We start from the raw sequence: 18,466 nt of genomic DNA, 5'->3' as shown, positions 1-18,466 counted from the left end.
ACGCGGTGATATAGGCGCACCCGCCACGCCATCGAGCCGCGCATGAATGATTCGTTGAAGACCCTGCTGGTAATCGCGTTTCTGATCGTCATCGTCTGGAATCTGGGCGCCGGGCTGTATTACCTGCTGGTCGATCGCGGCCAGACCAAGCGCACCGTCAATGCCCTCACCCGCCGCATCGCGGTATCGGTGGCGCTGATCGTGCTGGTGGTCATCGGCATCTACAGCGGTTGGATCAAGCCCCACGGCATCGGCGGCTGAGGCCGCACCGGCGTCGATGCGGCAGGACGTCGCACCGACGCTACAGCACGTAGACGAACAGGAACAGCATCAGCCACACCACGTCGACGAAGTGCCAGTACCACGCGGCGGCTTCGAAACCGAAATGGTTGTCGCGGGTGAAATGCCCTTTCGACGAGCGCAGCCACATCACCGCCAGCATGATCGTGCCGAGCAGCACGTGCGCGCCGTGGAAGCCGGTGAGCATGAAGAAGGTCGAGCCGTAGATGCCCGAGCCCAGGGTGAGGTTGAGCTCCTTGTAGGCGTGGATGTACTCCTCCACCTGCAGGGTGAGGAAGCCCACGCCGAGCAGCACGGTGATGCCCAGCCAGACCAGCAGCTGGCGGCGATGACCGGCCTTGAGCGCGTGATGCGCGATGGTGAGGGTGACGCCGGAGGTGAGCAGGATCAGCGTATTGATCAGCGGCAGACCCCAGGCCGGAATGGTCTGGAAATGGCCGCCGATCGCACCCGGGCCATTGGTCGGCCACGCCGCCGAATACCCGTCCCACAGCAACTCATTGGTCATCACGCCATCGCCCGCGCCGCCCAGCCACGGCAGGCCCAGGTTGCGGGTGTAGAACAGCGCCCCGAAGAACGCGCCGAAGAACATCACTTCGGAGAAGATGAACCACACCATCCCCATCCGGAACGAGCCATCCACCTGGCGGTTGTAGCTGCCGGCCTGCGATTCGCGCACCACGTCGCTGAACCACCAGAACAGGGTCAGCACCAGCATCGCGATGCCGGCGTAGAAGGTCCACTTGCCCCAGCCGGAATCGTTGAGCCAGCTGGCCACGCCGACCATGGTCACCATCATCGCAATGGAACCGATGAACGGCCATTTGCTGTGCGTGGGCACGAAGTACACGTTCGCATCGGGGCTTTGCTGGGCCATGGTCTTGGGTCCGGTCCGGATCAGGGAGCTGCACGCGCGCCGGTCGGCAGGCTGGCCGGAGCCAGCTGCGCGGACAAGGCGTCGTTCTTGTAGAAGGTGTAGGACAGGGTGATCGTGGTGATGTTGGCCGGCAGGTCAGGATCGACGATGAAGCGCACCGGCATGTCGCGTTTCTCACCGGCCTGCAGGGTCTGCGCGGTGAAGCAGAAGCACTCGGTCTTGCTGAAGTAGCCCGACGCCTTGGCCGGTGCCACCGACGGCACGGCGCTGCCCACCAGCGCGCGATCGCTGTCATTGCGCGCGTAATACAGCGCCTCGTTGAGCTCGCCGGGCACCACGTCCATCGTCAGCTGTTCGGGATGGAACGCCCACGGCAACTTGGAATTCACGCCACCATCGAACTCCACCCGCACCGTGCGCTTGCCGGTGGCGGCTGCAGTGCCTGCCGCCGCGCCGGGGCCACGCTCCAGGCGCACGCCGAACACCTTCTCGCAGGCGATGCGGTACAGCGGCACCAGCGAGAAGGTCAGCACGAACACCGCCAGCGCCACCCCGATCAGGCGGGGCAGGCCCGCATGACGCGCGGGTGCCGGGCGCGGATCGCTCATCGCCCGATCACCCCGCTGAGGATGAAGCCGCCATAGACCATCAGCGCGACGATCCCGACCGCCCACGCGGTGCGATGCGCGCGGCGACGCTGCAGGGCCTGCTCATCCGGCGTGCGGGTGGTACTGGTCATGAGCGGCCTCAATGGGTGATGTCGTCATGGGCCAGATCACCCGGACGGATGGTCGGCGGCGTGGTGAAGGTATGCGCCGGTGCGGGCGAGGGAATCGTCCACTCCAGGCCACGTGCGCCTTCCCAGCAGCGGTCGGCGGCCTTCGCGCCGTGACGCAGCGAGTGCCACAGGATCGCGGCCATCATGAAGGGCGTGACGAACATGCCGAACGCGCCGATCGAGCTGATCAGGTTCCAGTCCGCGAAGGCCACGCTGTAATCGGGAATACGCCGCGGCATGCCGGCCAGGCCGAGGAAGTGCTGCGGGAAGAACAGCAGGTTCACGAACACGATCGACCACCAGAAGTGCACCTTGGCCCAGGTTTCGCTGTACATGCGCCCGGTCCACTTCGGCCACCAGTAGTACACCGCGGCGATCAACCCGAACACCGCACCGGTGACCAGTACGTAGTGGAAATGTGCGACCACGAAGTAAGTGTCGTGGTATTGGAAATCGGCCACCACGATCGCCAGCATCAGGCCGGAGAAGCCGCCGATGGTGAACAGGATCACGAAGGCCACCGCCCACAGCATCGGCGCTTCGAAGGTGAGCGAGCCGCGCCACATGGTGCTGACCCAGTTGAACACCTTCACCCCGGTCGGGATGGAGATGAGCATCGTGGCGAACATGAAGTAGATCTCACCGCCCAACGGCATGCCCACGGTGAACATGTGGTGAGCCCAGACGATGAAGGACAGGAACGCGATCGCGGCGATCGCGTAGACCATGGCCTGGTAGCCGAACAGCGGCTTGCGGCTGAAGGTGGGGATGATCTCGCTGACCACGCCGAACGCCGGCAGGATCATGATGTAGACCTCCGGGTGCCCGAAGAACCAGAAGATGTGCTGGTACATCACCGGGTCACCGCCACCGGCGGCGTTGAAGAAGCTGGTGCCGAAGAACTTGTCGGTGAGCAGCATCGTCACCGCACCGGCCAGCACCGGCATCACCGCGATCAGCAGGAAGGCGGTGATCAACCAGGCCCAGCAGAAGATCGGCATCTTCAGCAGATCGATGCCGGGCGCGCGCATGTTGAGCACGGTGGCGATGATGTTGATCGCGCCCATGATCGAGCTGATGCCGGCCACGTGGATGGCGAACACGCTGAAGGCCACGTTGTAGCCCCCCTGCAGCGACAGCGGCGGGTACAGCGTCCAGCCACCGGCCGGTGCGCCGCCGGGCAGGAACAGGGTCAGCAGCAGCAGGCTGAAGGCCACCGGCAGCAGCCAGAACGACCAGTTGTTCATGCGCGGCAGCGCCATGTCCGGCGCCCCGATCTGCAGCGGGATCATCCAGTTGGCCAAGCCGACGAAGGCCGGCATCACGCCACCGAAGATCATCACCAGCGCATGCACGGTGGTCATCTGGTTGAAGAACTCGGGCTTGACGAACTGCAGGCCCGGTTGCGCCAGCTCAGCGCGGATGATCACACTCATCGCCGCACCGATGATGAACATGATGAAGCTGAAAAGCAGGTAGAGCGTGCCGATGTCCTTGTGGTTGGTCGAGAAGAACCAACGCTCGAAGAACCCCTGCTGATGCCCGTGATGCCCGTCGTGGTCAACTGCGGAATGCGCCATCGCAACTACACCTCACTGTATCCGGTGGTACCCGCATCCGCCGGCTGGCGGACGCGGCTCGATTTCAGGCGTTGCTGTCTGTTGCTGCCGCGGCAGGCTCGCTGGCCGGTGCCGGGGTGGCCTCGGCCGGGGCAGCCGGCGCAGGCGCCGGAGCGGCCTGCGGCGCAGGGGCCGGCGCAGGCTTCCTGGAGGCCAGCCATTTCTGGTAATCCTCCTTGGAAACCGCCTCGACCACGATCGGCATGAAGCCATGGTCCTTGCCACACAGCTCGGCGCACTGGCCGCGGTACACGCCGACCTGTTCGATGTTGGTCCAGGCCTCGTTGATGAAGCCGGGAATCGCATCCTGCTTCCAGCCAAGCGCCGGCACCCACCATGCGTGGATGACGTCGTCGGAGGTGATCACGAAGCGCACCTTGGTATCGACCGGCAGCACCAGGCGGTTGTCGACATCCAGCAGGTAATGCGGATGGCTGTCGCGGGTCGGCACCACGCCACTCTGGCGCACACGGTCGGACTCACGGTCCAGGCGGCTGGTGAAGCTGACGTTCTCGCCGAGGTATTCGTACTTCCACATCCACTGATACCCGGTGACCTTGACGGTCATTTCCGAATCGCGGGTGTCGTAGAACTTGATCAGATTGGCCGTGGCCGGCCAGGCCATCACCACCAGGATGATCACCGGGATCACCGTCCAGATGATCTCGGCCTTGGTGTTGTGGCTGAAGGTGGCGGCCACCGCGCCCTTGGATTTGCGGAATTTGAAGATCGCGTAGAACAGCGCGCCGAACACCAGCACCCCGATCACGGTACAGACCCACAGCGAGAACAGGTTGGACTCCCACGCCAACCGCGAGCTCTGGGTCACCCCCTTGCCCATGTTCAATTGCCACGGTTTGGGGTCGGCCGCCTGGGCCCACGCCATGGCCGGCGCCAGCAGCGCAGCCCCGCCCAACACTGACTTCCCGAACGTCCTGCCCCACTTTCTGCATTGCTTCATTGCCTAGACCCTTAGCGTCGTCGGTTGCGGCCGTCATTGGCCGCGAGCAAGCCTTCTAGTTTCTGAGCCAGTACCTGACGTTCGGCCGGTGCGAGGAAACTCCCCACGTCCACCTGCCGACCGCTGGATGCCAGCCGGACTCTGCGTTCGTCGGCGATCAGCCTCACCCAGTGCGGGTGGGCGCTGAACACCGGCGAATGCCCGGGTGCGGGAATCACTTCCACGCACGCCGGCACTACCCGGATCTCTTCCTGACGTTCTCCACTGCGCCACACCGTGCGCAGCGCCACTGCCAGCAACACGCTGTACAGCAGAGCAAACACGGGGGCGAATACATTGCCGGTGAACCAGCCCAGGCCGGCCGCCAGCCACATCACCCCCGCCAACACCACAAACAACAGGACGAACTGCCGGGCATCGAGCGCCCGTGGGGGGCGCAGCCGCAGTTGCGTCCCTGATCCGTCCGGAGCGATGAGCACCTCGATCATGTCGCAACCGCGTTTTTCCTGCCGCGGGAAACGTCTCGATGGTAGCCCCGCTCTCCAGCGAGTAGCAAGGGTCCATTCACAGTTTCAGAAATGTTGCAATACAGCATTGCCTGCGGCGGCGGTTTTGACGAAAACAGCATAATAAATGGCAGCCGGGTCGAATCCGCCGAATCCCCCTGTATGAAAGGCTATGCGCCGCATGGGCGCGACCATGAAAACCCCTTGACTCGCCAAAAAAACGATTAAAATGGTCAAGTTCTCCACGAGCCGACCGGCATGACTGCATCCTCTGTCCTTCCCCCTGCCCCGGCATCGTCCGGCGCCGCCCGCCCGCCGCTGCTCGCCCCCGAGCTGCCGGCCGTTCCCAACGCGTTCCGCCAGGCGATCACCGATGCCTGGTTGAAGGACGAGGCCACCCATGTGCGCGAGCTGCTCGAGCAGGCACGTCTGCCGGCCGCCGAGCAGGCCAAGGTGCAGGCCACCGCTGCCGATCTGGTCAAGCGCGTGCGCGTGCGCGCCCAGGACCAGGGCGCGATCGAAGCCTTCATGCGCCAGTACGATCTGGGCAGCGAAGAAGGCGTGCTGCTGATGTGCGTGGCCGAAGCCCTGCTGCGCATTCCGGACCAGGAGACCGCCGACAAGCTGATCCGCGACAAGCTCGGCGATGCCGACTGGAAGAAGCACATGGGCGGCAGCGACTCGGTGCTGGTCAACGCCTCCACCTGGGGCCTGATGCTGACCGGCCGCCTGGTCCAGATCAACGATGCCACCCGCGCCGATGTGCCGGGCGCATTCAAGCGCCTGATCGGCCGCGTGGGTGAGCCGGTGATCCGCCTGGCCGTGCGCCAGGCGATGAAGATCATGGGCCACCAGTTCGTCATGGGCCGCACCATCGACGAAGCACTGTCGCGCTCGCACAAGGGCGACAACGCCAGCTACCGCTATTCGTTCGATATGCTCGGCGAAGGCGCGCTGACCATGAAGGACGCCAAGCGTTACCTGGAAGACTACCGTCGCGCGATCCACTCGATCGGCGGCGACCACAAGGCCCGCGGCGGCCGTCCCGATGGCGACGTCAATTCGGCACCGGGCATCTCGATCAAGCTCTCCGCGCTGTACCCGCGCTACGAGCACGCCAAGCGCGCACGCGTCATGGCCGACCTGGTGCCGGGCGTGCTGGAACTGGCGCAGCTGGCCAAGTCCTACGGCATCGGCTGCACCGTCGATGCCGAAGAAACCGACCGTCTGGAACTGTCTCTGGACATCATCGAGACCGTGGTCAGCGATGCCTCGCTGGCCGGTTGGGAAGGCTTCGGTGTGGTCGTGCAGTCGTACCAGAAGCGCACCCCGTACACGATCGACTATCTGGCCGACCTGGCCCGTCGCATCGGTCGCCGCCTGCAGGTGCGCCTGGTCAAGGGCGCGTACTGGGATGCGGAGATCAAGCGCGCGCAGATCGACGGCCTGCCGGCCTACCCGGTGTTCACCCGCAAGCAGAACACCGACGTGTCTTACCTGGCCTGCGCCAAGCGTCTGTTCACGCACAGCGATGCGATCTACCCGATGTTCGCCACGCACAACGCGCACACCATCGCGGCCGTGCAGGCGATCGCCAAGGGCGGCCAGTACGAGCACCAGAAACTGCACGGCATGGGCGATGACCTATATGCCGAAGTGGTGCCGGCCGACCGTCTGAACGTGCCGTGCCGCGTGTATGCGCCGGTCGGTTCGCATGAGGACCTGCTGCCGTACCTGGTGCGTCGTCTGCTTGAAAACGGCGCCAACTCCAGCTTCGTCAACCGCATCACCGACGAGAACGTGGCCATCGACGACCTGATCCGCGATCCGGTCGAGGTGGTCTCCTCGTTCGCGTCCATCCCGCATCCGAAAATCCCGCTGCCGGTCGATCTGCTGCGCAGCCAGAACCATGACAGGAAGAACTCCATGGGCGTCAATCTCGCCAACGACAACGATCTGCGCGCCCTGGCCGAGCAGCTCAACGCCGCCGTGCCCGCGCCGGGTAAGAGCGGGTGGCACGCCGCGCCGCTGGTGCCGGGTGCCAACCCGACCGGCGCACTGTTGAACGTGACCAACCCGGCCGACACGCGCCAGGTGGTGGGCCAGTGGCAGCCGGCCGACAGCGCCACCGTCGAGAAGGCGCTGGCCAATGCCGTGGCCGCGCAGCCGGCCTGGAACCGCACCCCGGCCGCCAGCCGCGCGGCGATCCTGGAACACGCCGCCGACCAGCTGGAAGCGCGCATGCCCGAGTTCATGGCGCTGTGCGTCAAGGAAGCCGGCAAGAGCCTGCCCGACGGCATCGCCGAAGTGCGCGAAGCAGTCGACTTCCTGCGCTACTACGCCAAGCAGGCGCGTGAGCAGTTCGGCCACGCCGAAAAGCTGCCGAGCCCGACCGGTGAATCCAACGAACTGCAGCTGCACGGCCGCGGCGTGTTCGTCTGCATCAGCCCGTGGAACTTCCCGCTGGCGATCTTCCTGGGCCAGGTCAGCGCCGCGCTCGCCGCCGGCAACAGCGTGATCGCCAAGCCGGCCGAGCAGACCAACCTGATCGGCTATTACGCGGTGAAGCTGCTGCTCGATGCCGGCGTGCCGGAAGGCGTGCTGCAGTTCCTGCCGGGCGACGGCGCGACCGTCGGTGCCGCACTGACCGCCGACCCGCGCGTGGCCGGCGTGGCCTTCACCGGCTCGACCGACACCGCCCGTGCGATCAACCGCGCGATGGCCGCACGCGAAGCTGCGATCGGTGTGCTGATCGCCGAGACCGGCGGCCAGAACGCCTTCATCGCCGACTCCTCGGCGCTGCCGGAGCAGCTGGTCAAGGATGCGATCGGATCGGCCTTCACCTCCGCTGGCCAGCGCTGCTCGGCCGCACGCGTGCTGTTCGTGCAGGACGACATCGCCGACAAGGTGATGACCATGCTGTCCGGCGCGATGGCCGAACTGAAGGTCGGTGACCCGGGCCTGCTGTCGACCGATGTCGGCCCGGTGATCGACGCCGACGCGCTGCAGATCCTCAAGGATCACGCCGTGCGCATGGAGAAGGACGCCCGCCTGATCGCCGCTGCCACGCTCAGCGACGCCGCCGCGCACGGCACCTTCTTCGCCCCGCGTGCGTACGAGCTGAAGAACCTGGACCAGCTGCACAAGGAGATCTTCGGGCCGGTGCTGCACGTGATCCGCTGGAAGGGCGATCAGCTCGATGCGGTGATCGACCAGATCAACGCGACCGGCTACGGCCTGACCCTGGGCGTGCATTCGCGCATCGATGAAACCGTGGACCGCATTTCATCGCGCATCAATGTCGGCAATGTGTACGTCAACCGCAACCAGATCGGTGCAGTGGTCGGCGTGCAGCCGTTCGGCGGCCAGGGCCTGTCCGGCACCGGCCCGAAGGCCGGCGGCCCGCACTACCTGCTGCGCTTTGCCACCGAGAAGACCGTCACCGTGAACACCACGGCAGCCGGCGGCAATGCCTCGCTGCTGACCCTGGGCGACTGATCTCCGGCGTCCTGCGGTAAACAAAAAACCCCGCGAAAGCGGGGTTTTTTGTAGGTCACGGGCTTTCGATGGACTCGATCTGGTCCTGCATCAGCAGCTCGTTACCCATGTAACGCTCGAACTTGATGCGCCCGAAGCCGGCGGCGTACCACGCCTCGATGCGGTTGTCTTCGAAGGTCGCGGTGACGTGGCAGGTGTCCTTGAACGTGCGCGGCTGGTTGTCGACGTCCGCGTCAATGTCTTCGAATCCGACGAAGGTGTAGTCGGAGAAGCCGTCGTAGTCGACCGGTTCAACGGTTTCGTCGACATGGTTCGTGCGCTCGCCCGTGCCGGTGACCTCGAAACGATCGCCCGGCTTGGCGCTCTGCGGGAACGTCGGCGCCGGCTTGAAGGTATCGGTCCGCGTGGGGCCGTCGCTGGACATGCTGTAACGCTCCTGGCCCAGCAGCTGGCGGCCGCTGATGTCATGGAACGTGGCCATCCCGATGCCACCACCAGCACTGTGCATCTTGATGGCGTTCTGGCCGGCGAAGGTGACTTTTTCGATGGTCAGCGTTTCATCGGCGTTGGACCAGGACAGCCCCGGGGTCAGGGTGAAACAGGCAGCGAAATCCGGCGCGGCCGCTGCGGGCAGCGAGATGGCGGCGAGTGCCATGGCAAGGGTGGAGCGGAGCAGAGCAGACGTCATGGGAGAACCCGTGGGGAGAAGAGTGGAGGCGAAACGGCATTGCGCTGGCGACCTGCGTCGCCAACGGGAGGTTGATTCAATGGAGATACCTAGGCCGGCAGTGATGCCAGATCGAGGTGGCGCAGCTGCGCTTCCAGGGTCTGCAGGCTGGTCCACGGCAGGATGGGCGAATTCTGACGCTCATCCGGCGGATGCGTCCGCAACGTATCGGACCAGCCACCGCATCCTTCCAGCGGCAACAACGGCCGCTTGTGCAGCCACGCCAGGCAGACTTCGGAGATGGTGCCCGCGCGACCGCCAATGACGATGCAGGCATCGCCGGCCAAGGCCATCATCAGGTTGCGGGCATCGCCCATGCCACACGGCAACACGACGGTTGCCGGCCAGTCAGCCGCCGGCATCACATCAGGGGGAATGATGCTGACCACCAGGCCGCCTGCGGCTATCGCGCGCTCGGCGGCCACACGGGTGGCAGGACTTCCACAGCCGCTGACGACAGTGATGCCGAGTCTGGCCATCAACGCGCCAGCGTCTCCAGCCAATTCGTACGCGGCGGAACCCGGTTCGGCGCTGCCCAGAATGCAGACCTGCGGTCGTCGATGCGGAGACTTCATTCATGTCCTTTTAAATGATCGTGCCGGTGTAGCGGTCGGCACAGGAGTGCGATCCTATCGCGTCACGCCTTCGACGTGAACGCCGATACCGTGGACGCTGCGCGCAGCGGATGCCGCACGAGCAGGGCGCAGACAACAAAAAACCCCGCTTTCGCGGGGTTTTCTGCTGCTGCATTCAACCGATCAGTGCTGCGTTGATCAGAACTTGTAGTTGAACGAAGCGGCCAGCACGTCGCCACGGACCTTGTACTTGCCGGTCAGCGAGTTGCCCTGGTTGTTGGTGGTACCGGCGATGTTCACGTCCGGATCCTTGGTGAACAGGTGGGTGTAACCGAAGTTGTACTCGGTGTTCGCCGACGGGGTCCAGCCCAGGCCCACGGACAGCCACTTGCGGCTGGTGTCCGGCACGCGCACGTCGCGGTGTGCGTTGGTGGTCGGGGTCTGATCCAGCGCGATACCGCCACGCAGGGTCACGGTGTCGCTCAGCTTGAAGTCGGTACCCAGCGAGACGAAGGTCGTATCGCGGTAGCCGAACTCCAGCACCGAATCGGGCTGGTTGGAGGCGTAATCGATGGTGACCTGGTCAAACGCGGTCGACCAGGCGGTACGGGTGACATCACCCATCACGGTCCAGCGGTCGTTGACGTTGTGAGTGACGCTCAGCGTGGCCGAAGCCGGCAGGGTCAGCGTCGCCTTGCCCGAGGTGCTGGTGAAGCGGCCCGGCTGAGCGACAGCCAGCACGGCAGCAGCGTTGGTCGGGACATCGAAGGTGGCATCGCCGCCGGTGATCTTGTGCTCGACCTTGGAGCGGTAGCTGATGCCGATGTGGGTGTTCTCATCGGGGCTGAACAAGCCGCCGACGGTCCAGCCCACCGCATTGTTGTCGCCTTCCACGGTCAGCTTGCCATCGGCGCTGCCCGGCGCGAAGCCCGGCACGCGCGACTGCGCCAGTGCGGTACCGAAGTCGATGTTGTTGCTCAGCTCGATGGTCAGGTGCTCGACGAACACGGACGCACCGAAGGACACGTACGGGTTGACGTCATAGGACGCGGCGAAGCCCAGGTCGATGGCCTTCATGTCGGTCTTCATGCCGCTGTAGCGGCCGACCCAGCCATTGTCGTAATCGGTCTTGAAACCGAACGGCGCGGTCAGCGAGACGCCGAAATGGGCCTTCTCACCGATCGGCATGTGGAAGTACGCGGCCGGAACCGGAGCGATCATGCCGGCGTCGCCGCCGTCACCGCCGGTCTGCGGCTGGCCGGTCGGCTTGCGGCCGGTACCGTTGAACTTGGCCGAGAAGCTGATGGCGCTCAGGTCACCCTGGACCTGCATGCCTTCGAGCTGGCGCATGCCAGCCGGGTTGACGGCCATGATGGAGGCATCGCCGGCGGCGCTGCCGGAACCGGCGAAGGCGCGACCGAGGCCCTTGGCGCTGTTTTCCTTCAGCTGGAAGGCGGCGGCGTGGACGTGGCCGACGGCCAGGACGCCGGCAATGCCGACAGCCAGGGCGGTGACGCGGGCAAGCGTGGAAGCGGTATGCATTGTTGGTTCTCTCCGGATAGCGATCATGTTTGGCAACGCGCGCCTGCGTTTCCCTTCCCTTTTCAGGTCAGGACAACGCGCCGGATTCCCCTCCCGACATACGACGCCGTATGCGAGTATACCGAGAGCGGTTAATGAAACAATAACGCGGTTGGCCGTTATGGCTATTCATGCTGAACGCGACATATCCCCGTCAGGTCGGCCTCCGCGCTAGGCTAGTGCCGCATGTTCGTGTCCACCCCCTCCCGCAAGAAAGCCGCCTACCGCTGGGCCACTCCCCTGCTGTTCGCCGCGCTGTGGGTGGCCTTCCTGTGGTCGATCTCGCGGCCGGATGATGCCCGCCGCAGCCTATGGATGGACTGGGGGGCGCTATCGACCGGTCTCACCCACCCGCTGGACTGGTGGGCGACGCTGCAGGATGGCAGCGTGCTGCGGCTGTTCACCGCGCTGTTCCTGCACGCGGACTGGTCGCACCTGCTGGGCAACCTGGTGTTCCTGCTGATCTTCGGGCTGCCGGCCGAACGCGTGCTGGGGCCGTGGCGGCTGATGCTGCTGTTCCTGGTCGGCGGAGCGATCTCGAATCTGACCGCGATCTACACCATGGGCAACCCGGACCAGATCATCATCGGTGCCAGCGGCGCGGTGTCGGCCTTGATCGGCGCCTACCTGGCCCTGTTCCCGGGCGCGCGGCTGGGCGTGGTGATCCCGCTGGGCCTGTTCCTGGAATTCGTCCGCGCCCCCGCCTATCTGCTGATCGGGGTCTGGGCGGCGCTGCAGGTGGTGTTCGCCTACATCGGCCCGACCTTCGGCATGGTGGCCTGGTGGGCGCATATCGCCGGCTTCGTGTTCGGTCTGGGCTACGGCGTGTATGTGCGCGCCGCGATCGCGCGGCGGCTGCGCAAGCGGCATGGGTTCTAGAAGAACAGCCATGGCCTACGGGTAGTGCCGGCCGTTGGCCGGCTCCACGTACGGTTGGATTTCTGCTGAGCCGGCCAGCGGCCGGCACTACCGTTCAGGGCTTGACCGGTGCTGTCGACGCCGGTGCATCCGGCTTGGCAGGCGCGGGAGGAGCCGGTGCACCCGCAGGTGCTTCGGCCGGCTTCGTCTCTGACGGCTTCGTCTCTGACGGCTTCGCATCTGATGACTTCGCGTCGGCCGGCTTCGTATCTGCCGGCTTGACCGCTGCCACCGCCGGCTTCTTCGCCGCGTCCGCCTTCTGCCTGGCCAGCACCGAACCGGGCTGCTTCAATTCGGCCAGCGCGTCATTGATCGGGCCATCGCCGGGCAGCACGTCACCGGCCTTGTAGCCTTCGGTGCCTTCTTCGTCACCGCGCAGGTGGCCGGGCAAGGTGGCTTCGCTGTAGTCCGTCAGGCTGGCTGGCAGGTCGTCATCGCCGGCGCGCTTTTCCGGCTGCAGCAGCACGTCGGGGATGATGCCGGTGGCCTGGATCGACTTGCCGCTCGGCGTGAAATACCGCGCGGTAGTGAGTTTCACCGAGTCCCCATTGTCCAGCGGCAGCACGGTCTGCACCGAGCCCTTGCCGAAGGTGCGGCTGCCGACCACGCGGGCGCGGCCGTTGTCGCGCAGCGCGCCGGCCAGTACTTCGGAGGCACTGGCCGAACCGGCGTCGGCCAGCACCACGACCGGCGCACCCTTGAGCAGATCGCCCGGGGTCGCATCGAAACGGGCATCGCTGATCGAGATGCGGCCGCGGGTGCTGACGATGTTGCCCTTCTCGAGCAGATCGTCGGCCACCTGCACAGCGGCGGTGAGCAGGCCACCCGGGTTGCTGCGCAGATCCAGCACCAGGCCCTTGAGCTTGCCACCGGCCTGCTGCTGCAACTGGCCAACGTGCTTCTGGAAATCGGCACCGGTGTCGGCCTGGAAGGTGCTCAGGCGGATGTAGCCATAGCCGGGTTCCAGCATCCTGCTGCGCACGCTGGTGACGCGGATGGTCTCGCGGGTGACGGTGACATCGAACGGCTTGGGCTTGCCTTCGCGCACCAGGGTCAGCACCACCTTGGTGCCGGCCACGCCGCGCAGCGGTTCGGTGGCTTCGATCGCGCTGATCGGTTTGCCGTCGATGGCGATGATCAGATCGCCGGCGAGAATGCCCGCGCGTGCGGCCGGGGTATCGTCGATCGGCGAAATCACTTTCAGGCTGCTGTTGTCGGGCTGCTGCTGCAGCTCCACGCCGATGCCATCGTAGGCACCGTTGGCCTGCTCATCGAAGGCTTCGGCGTCTTCCTTGTCGAAATAGGTGCTGTGCGGATCCAGGTCCAGCAGCAGGCCACGGATGGCGGACTGCATCAGCTTCTTGTCGTCGACCGGATCCACATAGGCGGCGCGCACCGCGTTGTAGACGGCGACGTAGCGGCGGATCTCTTCCAACGGAACCCGTGAGGTCACCGCTTCTTCCGTGGTGGCCGCATCGGCCCCGCGTGCCGGCGCTTCGGCGGTCTGCTGCGCCCAGGACACCGCGGGCAACAGGGCCAGCAGCAAGGTGGCGGAACGGGCTACGCGCATGAAGCACTCCAGGATGAGCGGGGGACGGTTGACCACGCACAGGGGCGCGTCGCCCGATTATGCGCGAAGCGACGATAAATTCCCGTTGAACCCCGTGCCTGGCGGCGCGCCCGTGTTGGGCGCGGTTTATCGCCGCTGCAGCCAGCTGCCCGGGTCCACCGGCTGTCCATTGCGGCGCAGTTCGAAGTACAGCGCGGTCACGCCTTGGCCACCGGAATTGCCGACCTTGGCCACCGCCTCGCCCTTCTTCACCGTGGCGCCGGCATCACGCAGCAGCGTGTCGTTGTGCGCATAGAGGCTCATGTAGCCGTTGCCGTGATCCACGATCAGGATCATGCCGTAGCCGGTCATCCAGTCGGAAAACACCACCGTGCCATCCGCCACGGCGGTGATGGTGCTGCCAGCGGGTGCACCGATCAGCACGCCACTGCTGGTGCGTCCATCGGGCAGCTTGCCACCGTAGCGGGCGAGCAGATTGCCCGACAACGGCCAGCCCAGACCGCCCACCTTGGGGGCAGGCGCAGAGGCAACGGGAGGGGGCGTCTTGGTCGCTCGCGGCGGCGGGCGGGTACCGCTGGCAGCCGCCGCGCGATCGGCTTTGTCGGCAGCCGCTTTCTCCGCAGCGGCACGTCGCGCGGCAGCACGACGCTCGGCTTCGGCACGGGCGGCGGCCGCACGCAGGTTCGCGAGCAGGGTTTCCAATGCCTTGGCGTCCTGACCCAGCGCCTTCTCACGCTCGCTGCGGTCCTTGTAGCGTTCGTCCAGCGTGGCCACGGTGGCCGCGCGCTCACGGCGGTCATCGGCCAGCGTGGCGACCTGCTGTTTCTGTTGCTGCCGTGTGCCTTCCAGCGCCTTGCGGCGCTCGACGATCTCCGTCTCCACGCGTTGCAGCTCGGTGAGGTCGGCCGTCAGCGACTGGATCCGCTGCGCGCGCTCACGCTGCAGGTAGCGGTGATAGGCCAGGCTGCGGTTCGCATCGGCGACGCGGTCCTGCGACAGCAGCAGTTTCAGCGGTGCGTTGTTGCCGATGCGGTAGGCCGCGCGCAGCAGCGAGGCCAGCTCGGTGCGCTGCTGCTCCAGGCCGGCCTGCAGCGCATCGCGCTTGGCCTGCAGTTCGTTCATCGCGCGGGTCTCGCGCTGCAGCGCGGTTTCGGTCTGGGCCAAGACGCGCCCGGTGCGGGCCACTTTTTCGTCGGCTTCGCGCAGCTGGCGCGAGGCCTGTCCCCGCTGCCCTTCCAGATTCCGCCGTTCCTGCGCCACGCCCTTGAGCTCGCTGCGCAGTTTCTGCAGCTTGCGCTCGGCTTCCTTGGAGGACTGCGCGGCCAGCGGGCTGGCCCCCAGAACGGCCACCGCCAGCAGCAGTGCACGCAACGCCGGGGTCAGCCACTGCGTGCGACCGCGTCCATCGGTCGGATTGTTATCCCGGCGTGAGGAAAAAGCGTTGTGGCGCAAGGGCTTTCCAGTGACTTCAGGCAGATGCGGATTGCAACGATGCATGGTGACATTCCTGCAGGCGGCCTGCCAGCCGCGCTCCACCATCGAGGTCCTCATGAAACGCTCCCTGCTTCCGCTGTTGCTGGCCCTGACGCTGCCCTGTGCGCCGGCCATCGCAAACGACAACATCAGCAAGGTCAACGGCAGCATCTCCGCCGAGGCCGGCCAGACCTACGGGAACCTGGAGACCGTCAATGGCGGCATCAAGGTCGCCGAAGGCGTCGTCACCGGCCGCATTGAAACGGTCAACGGTGGCATCCGCGTCGCCGATCGCGCACGTACCGGCGGCATCTCCACCGTCAACGGCAGTGTGCGGGTCGGGCGCGAAGTGATTGCCAGCGGCGGGGTGGACACCGTCAATGGCGGCATCTTCCTCGATCGTGGCACCCAGGTCGACGGCAGCCTGGAAACCGTCAATGGCAGCATCGGCCTGGTCGAAACGCGCGTGGCGCGCGGCATCGAGACGGTCAACGGCGACATCACCGTCGGCGTGGGCTCGCAGGTCGAGGGCGGGATCGAGGTCAAGAAGCCGAACTTCAATCTGTCGCTGACGCCCGGCCGCAAACCGCGCGTGATCATCGGACCGAACGCGTCGGTCAATGGATCCCTGCAGTTCGAGCGCGAGGTCACCCTGTATGTGCACCGCACTGCCCGCATCGGCCCGATCAGCGGCGCCGTGGCCGTTCCCTTCGATACCGACACCGCGCCACAGGATTGATATGGTGGTCGCTGGTGCGCTGCGCACCCGCCTTTCCCGTTCCAGGAACCGATGATGCCCCGCAAACTTCTGTTGTGCCTTGCCGCTGCCGCTGCGTTGACCGCGTGCAAGGGCGAATCCACCGCGCCCACCGCGGCACCCGCCACTGACGCGGCACCGACCGCGCCGGGCCATGCCTTCTCGCCCGAGATCAACGCCGGCGACTTCGCCGAGCTGGTCAAGACCCTGGCCTCCGATGAGTTCGAAGGTCGTTCGCCGGGCAGCAAGGGCGAAGAGCTGACCGTCAATTACATCCGCGACCAGATGCAGCGCATCGGCCTGCAGCCGGGCAACGGCGACAGCTGGTTCCAGGACGTGGCGATGACCGAGACCACGGCCGATGAGTCGACCGTGTTGACGCTGGACCAGGCCGGCAAGACCCGCGAGCTGACGTTCGGCACCGACATGGTGATCGGTACCCGCAGCGGCCAGCCGGACGTCAAGGTCGAGGCCAGCGATCTGGTCTTCGTCGGCTACGGCGTGGATGCGCCCGAGCAGAAATGGAACGACTATGCCGGCCAGGACTGGAAGGGCAAGACGGTCGTGATGTTCGTCAATGATCCCGGCTTCCACGTCAACGATGAGAAGCTGTTCGACGGCAAGCGCATGACCTACTACGGGCGCTGGACCTACAAATTCGAAGAGGCCGCACGCAAGGGCGCCGCCGCCGCGCTGATCGTGCATGACACCGCCGGTGCATCCTACGGTTGGGACGTGGTCAAGAACTCGTGGGCCGGCCCGCAGTACGACCTGCCGGCCAAGGACGACCCGGAAGCGCGTCTGCCCGCACAGGGCTGGCTGAGCGCCGATGCCGCCCGTCAGCTGTTCGCTGAGGCCGGCCTGGATCTGGACAAGGCCTACAAGGACGCCAGCAAGCGCGGCTTCAAGCCGGTCCCGCTGAAGGCCAAGGTCTCCTTCGATCTGAAGAGCACCATCGCCGAGAAGAAGTCGCGCAACGTGGTCGGTGTCCTGCCGGGCAGCAAGCGTGCCGATGAAGCCGTGCTCTACATGGCGCACTGGGATCACCTGGGCAAGCACGAGGGTGAGCAGGGCGACAACATCTACAACGGCGCTGTCGACAACGCGACCGGCGTGGCCGGCATCCTGGAAGTCGCTGACGCGATGGTGCACCAGCAGCCAGCACCGGAGCGTTCGGTGGTGTTCCTGGCAGTGACGCTGGAAGAGTCCGGTTTGCTGGGCTCGAAGTACTACGTCAGCCACCCGACCTTCCCGCTGGACAAGATCGCCGGTGTGATCAACATCGATGCGATGTCGGTGGCAGGCCGTGCCAAGGACATGACCGTGACCGGCTTCGGCAGCTCCGAGCTGGAAGACATCCTCAAGCCGCTGGCGGCCAATCAGGGTCGTACCCTGCACGGCGAAACGGCGGTGCAGAGCGGCTTCTACTTCCGTTCGGATCACTTCAACTTCGCCAAGGCGGGTGTGCCGGCGCTCTATGCGGACGGGGGTGAGGATCTGCGCGACGGCGGTGTCGAGGCGGGCCGCAAGGCCGCCGAAGACTATGGCAGCAACCGTTACCACGGCCCGAAGGACGAGTTCGATCCGGCCACCTGGAAGCTGGATGGCACGGTTGAGGACCTGCAGCTGCTGTACGGGGTTGGCAAGGAACTGGCTGGCGGCGACCGGTGGCCGAACTGGTATGAAGGCAATCCGTTCAAGGCGGCACGCGATGCGATGATGAAGGGCAAGGGCGTTGAGGCGCCGGCCGCGGAGTCTGCACGCTGAGCGGTTGATTGCTGTGACGTGATCTTTGCTTCATGAAAACGGCGCCTTTCTAGGCGCCGTTTTTTTTGGGTCGGCGGCTGGGTTGGTCGGGCTTTGGGGCGCGATACCCTTGCCGGTGACGCCCCCGGCCGCCGCCTTGCGGCGACGCCCTCCTCCTTGATTTCGCCCACAAGGGCATCGCGCCCCACGTGTGGAGACCACTGGCGCCTCAAAGCAAGCTCCGGTTAGCAGTGCGCGTACCGCATCCGAGCGTCGTAGCGGCCGGTAGGTCCCTGGGCAGAATCAACGAGGAGGGCGTCGCCGTCAGGCGGCGGCCGGGGGACCGGGGGACACTGGCCGCATACGCATGGCCGTGCTCATCTGCTGTGGCACATGAAATGAGGCGCTCCCATCCGTTGGGAGAAGGACAAAAAAAACCCCGCTGCGTGAGCAGCGGGGTTTTGGGTGTAAACCCTGGCGATGACCTACTCTCGCATGGCTTAGGCCACACTACCATCGGCGCAGCTGCGTTTCACTTCCGAGTTCGGGATGGGATCGGGTGGTTCCACAGCGCTAATTT

At 65.6% G+C, this 18,466-nt stretch carries 17 protein-coding genes and 1 rRNA gene; 5 read left to right on the top strand and 13 right to left on the bottom strand.

From position 1 onward, the window contains the following. Window positions 1-42: 42 nt before the first annotated feature. Window positions 43-261 (top strand): twin transmembrane helix small protein, encoded by a 219-nt coding sequence (locus ABE463_RS02755; protein ID WP_019185993.1) that lies wholly within the window; start codon window positions 43-45, stop codon window positions 259-261. A gap of 40 nt (window positions 262-301) precedes the next feature. Here the strand turns inward: ABE463_RS02755 and ABE463_RS02750 are convergent, their stop codons facing one another. The 7 genes from ABE463_RS02750 to ABE463_RS02720 form a co-directional block, all read right to left on the bottom strand. Beyond that, window positions 302-1,177 (bottom strand): cytochrome c oxidase subunit 3, encoded by an 876-nt coding sequence (locus tag ABE463_RS02750; protein WP_259262093.1) that lies wholly within the window; start codon window positions 1,175-1,177, stop codon window positions 302-304. 20 nt (window positions 1,178-1,197) lie between these two features. Beyond that, a complete protein-coding gene (locus ABE463_RS02745; RefSeq protein WP_121042251.1) occupies window positions 1,198-1,785 on the bottom strand; it encodes a cytochrome c oxidase assembly protein in 588 nt (195 codons plus the stop codon). Further along, the gene (locus tag ABE463_RS02740) at window positions 1,782-1,916 is read right to left on the bottom strand and encodes a hypothetical protein (protein ID WP_259462181.1); all 135 of its coding nucleotides are present in this window, start codon (window positions 1,914-1,916) and stop codon (window positions 1,782-1,784) included. The genes ABE463_RS02745 and ABE463_RS02740 overlap by 4 nt, the downstream gene beginning before the upstream one ends. Before the next feature lie 8 nt (window positions 1,917-1,924). Continuing rightward, entirely contained in the window at window positions 1,925-3,535 is a 1,611-nt protein-coding gene (ctaD, locus tag ABE463_RS02735) for a cytochrome c oxidase subunit I (protein ID WP_019185997.1), read from the bottom strand. Between the two features lie 64 nt (window positions 3,536-3,599). After that, entirely contained in the window at window positions 3,600-4,535 is a 936-nt protein-coding gene (gene coxB, locus ABE463_RS02730) for a cytochrome c oxidase subunit II (RefSeq protein ID WP_346467179.1), read from the bottom strand. Window positions 4,536-4,546: 11 nt separating this feature from the next. Next, window positions 4,547-5,023 carry a DUF2244 domain-containing protein gene (locus ABE463_RS02725; protein ID WP_121042248.1) on the bottom strand — a complete coding sequence of 159 codons (477 nt, stop codon included), beginning with the start codon at window positions 5,021-5,023 and terminating at the stop codon, window positions 4,547-4,549. A gap of 84 nt (window positions 5,024-5,107) precedes the next feature. Next, window positions 5,108-5,278, bottom strand: coding sequence for a hypothetical protein (locus ABE463_RS02720; protein WP_346467178.1), 171 nt, complete (start codon window positions 5,276-5,278; stop codon window positions 5,108-5,110). 21 nt (window positions 5,279-5,299) lie between these two features. Between ABE463_RS02720 and putA the strand changes: the two genes are divergently transcribed. Next, window positions 5,300-8,539 (top strand): bifunctional proline dehydrogenase/L-glutamate gamma-semialdehyde dehydrogenase PutA, encoded by a 3,240-nt coding sequence (gene putA, locus ABE463_RS02715; protein WP_346467177.1) that lies wholly within the window; start codon window positions 5,300-5,302, stop codon window positions 8,537-8,539. A 55-nt stretch (window positions 8,540-8,594) separates the two neighbouring features. Here putA and ABE463_RS02710 read toward each other — a convergent pair whose 3' ends face one another. The 3 genes from ABE463_RS02710 to ABE463_RS02700 form a co-directional block, all read right to left on the bottom strand. After that, entirely contained in the window at window positions 8,595-9,227 is a 633-nt protein-coding gene (locus tag ABE463_RS02710) for a hypothetical protein (protein ID WP_346467176.1), read from the bottom strand. A gap of 89 nt (window positions 9,228-9,316) precedes the next feature. Beyond that, window positions 9,317-9,841: a Rossmann fold nucleotide-binding protein gene (locus tag ABE463_RS02705; protein ID WP_346467175.1), complete on the bottom strand. Its 525-nt coding sequence runs from the start codon at window positions 9,839-9,841 to the stop codon at window positions 9,317-9,319. A gap of 198 nt (window positions 9,842-10,039) precedes the next feature. Next, window positions 10,040-11,383, bottom strand: a complete 1,344-nt coding sequence (locus ABE463_RS02700; protein WP_259262086.1) for an outer membrane protein transport protein — start codon at window positions 11,381-11,383, stop codon at window positions 10,040-10,042. Window positions 11,384-11,608: 225 nt separating this feature from the next. Here ABE463_RS02700 and ABE463_RS02695 point away from each other — a divergent pair, with 225 nt between their 5' ends. Next, entirely contained in the window at window positions 11,609-12,301 is a 693-nt protein-coding gene (locus ABE463_RS02695) for a rhomboid family intramembrane serine protease (protein ID WP_313212749.1), read from the top strand. Between the two features lie 94 nt (window positions 12,302-12,395). On the opposite strand, the gene ABE463_RS02690 is transcribed toward ABE463_RS02695, so the two are convergent. Continuing rightward, the gene (locus tag ABE463_RS02690; RefSeq protein ID WP_346467174.1) at window positions 12,396-13,910 is read right to left on the bottom strand and encodes a S41 family peptidase; all 1,515 of its coding nucleotides are present in this window, start codon (window positions 13,908-13,910) and stop codon (window positions 12,396-12,398) included. Between the two features lie 126 nt (window positions 13,911-14,036). Then, window positions 14,037-15,407: a peptidoglycan DD-metalloendopeptidase family protein gene (locus tag ABE463_RS02685; RefSeq protein WP_346467408.1), complete on the bottom strand. Its 1,371-nt coding sequence runs from the start codon at window positions 15,405-15,407 to the stop codon at window positions 14,037-14,039. A gap of 52 nt (window positions 15,408-15,459) precedes the next feature. On the opposite strand from ABE463_RS02685, the gene ABE463_RS02680 reads away from it, so the two are divergent. Then, window positions 15,460-16,122, top strand: coding sequence for a hypothetical protein (locus ABE463_RS02680; RefSeq protein ID WP_346467173.1), 663 nt, complete (start codon window positions 15,460-15,462; stop codon window positions 16,120-16,122). Between the two features lie 54 nt (window positions 16,123-16,176). Next, window positions 16,177-17,907, top strand: coding sequence for a M28 family metallopeptidase (locus tag ABE463_RS02675; protein WP_346467172.1), 1,731 nt, complete (start codon window positions 16,177-16,179; stop codon window positions 17,905-17,907). A 451-nt stretch (window positions 17,908-18,358) separates the two neighbouring features. Here ABE463_RS02675 and rrf read toward each other — a convergent pair. Then, window positions 18,359-18,466: ribosomal RNA gene (rrf, locus tag ABE463_RS02670) — 5S ribosomal RNA — on the bottom strand; the annotation flags it as partial.

It is taken from the genome of Stenotrophomonas sp. TWI819 (assembly GCF_039673075.1).
Classification (GTDB): domain Bacteria; phylum Pseudomonadota; class Gammaproteobacteria; order Xanthomonadales; family Xanthomonadaceae; genus Stenotrophomonas; species Stenotrophomonas rhizophila_B.
This window is presented reverse-complemented; position numbering and strand designations above follow the sequence as displayed.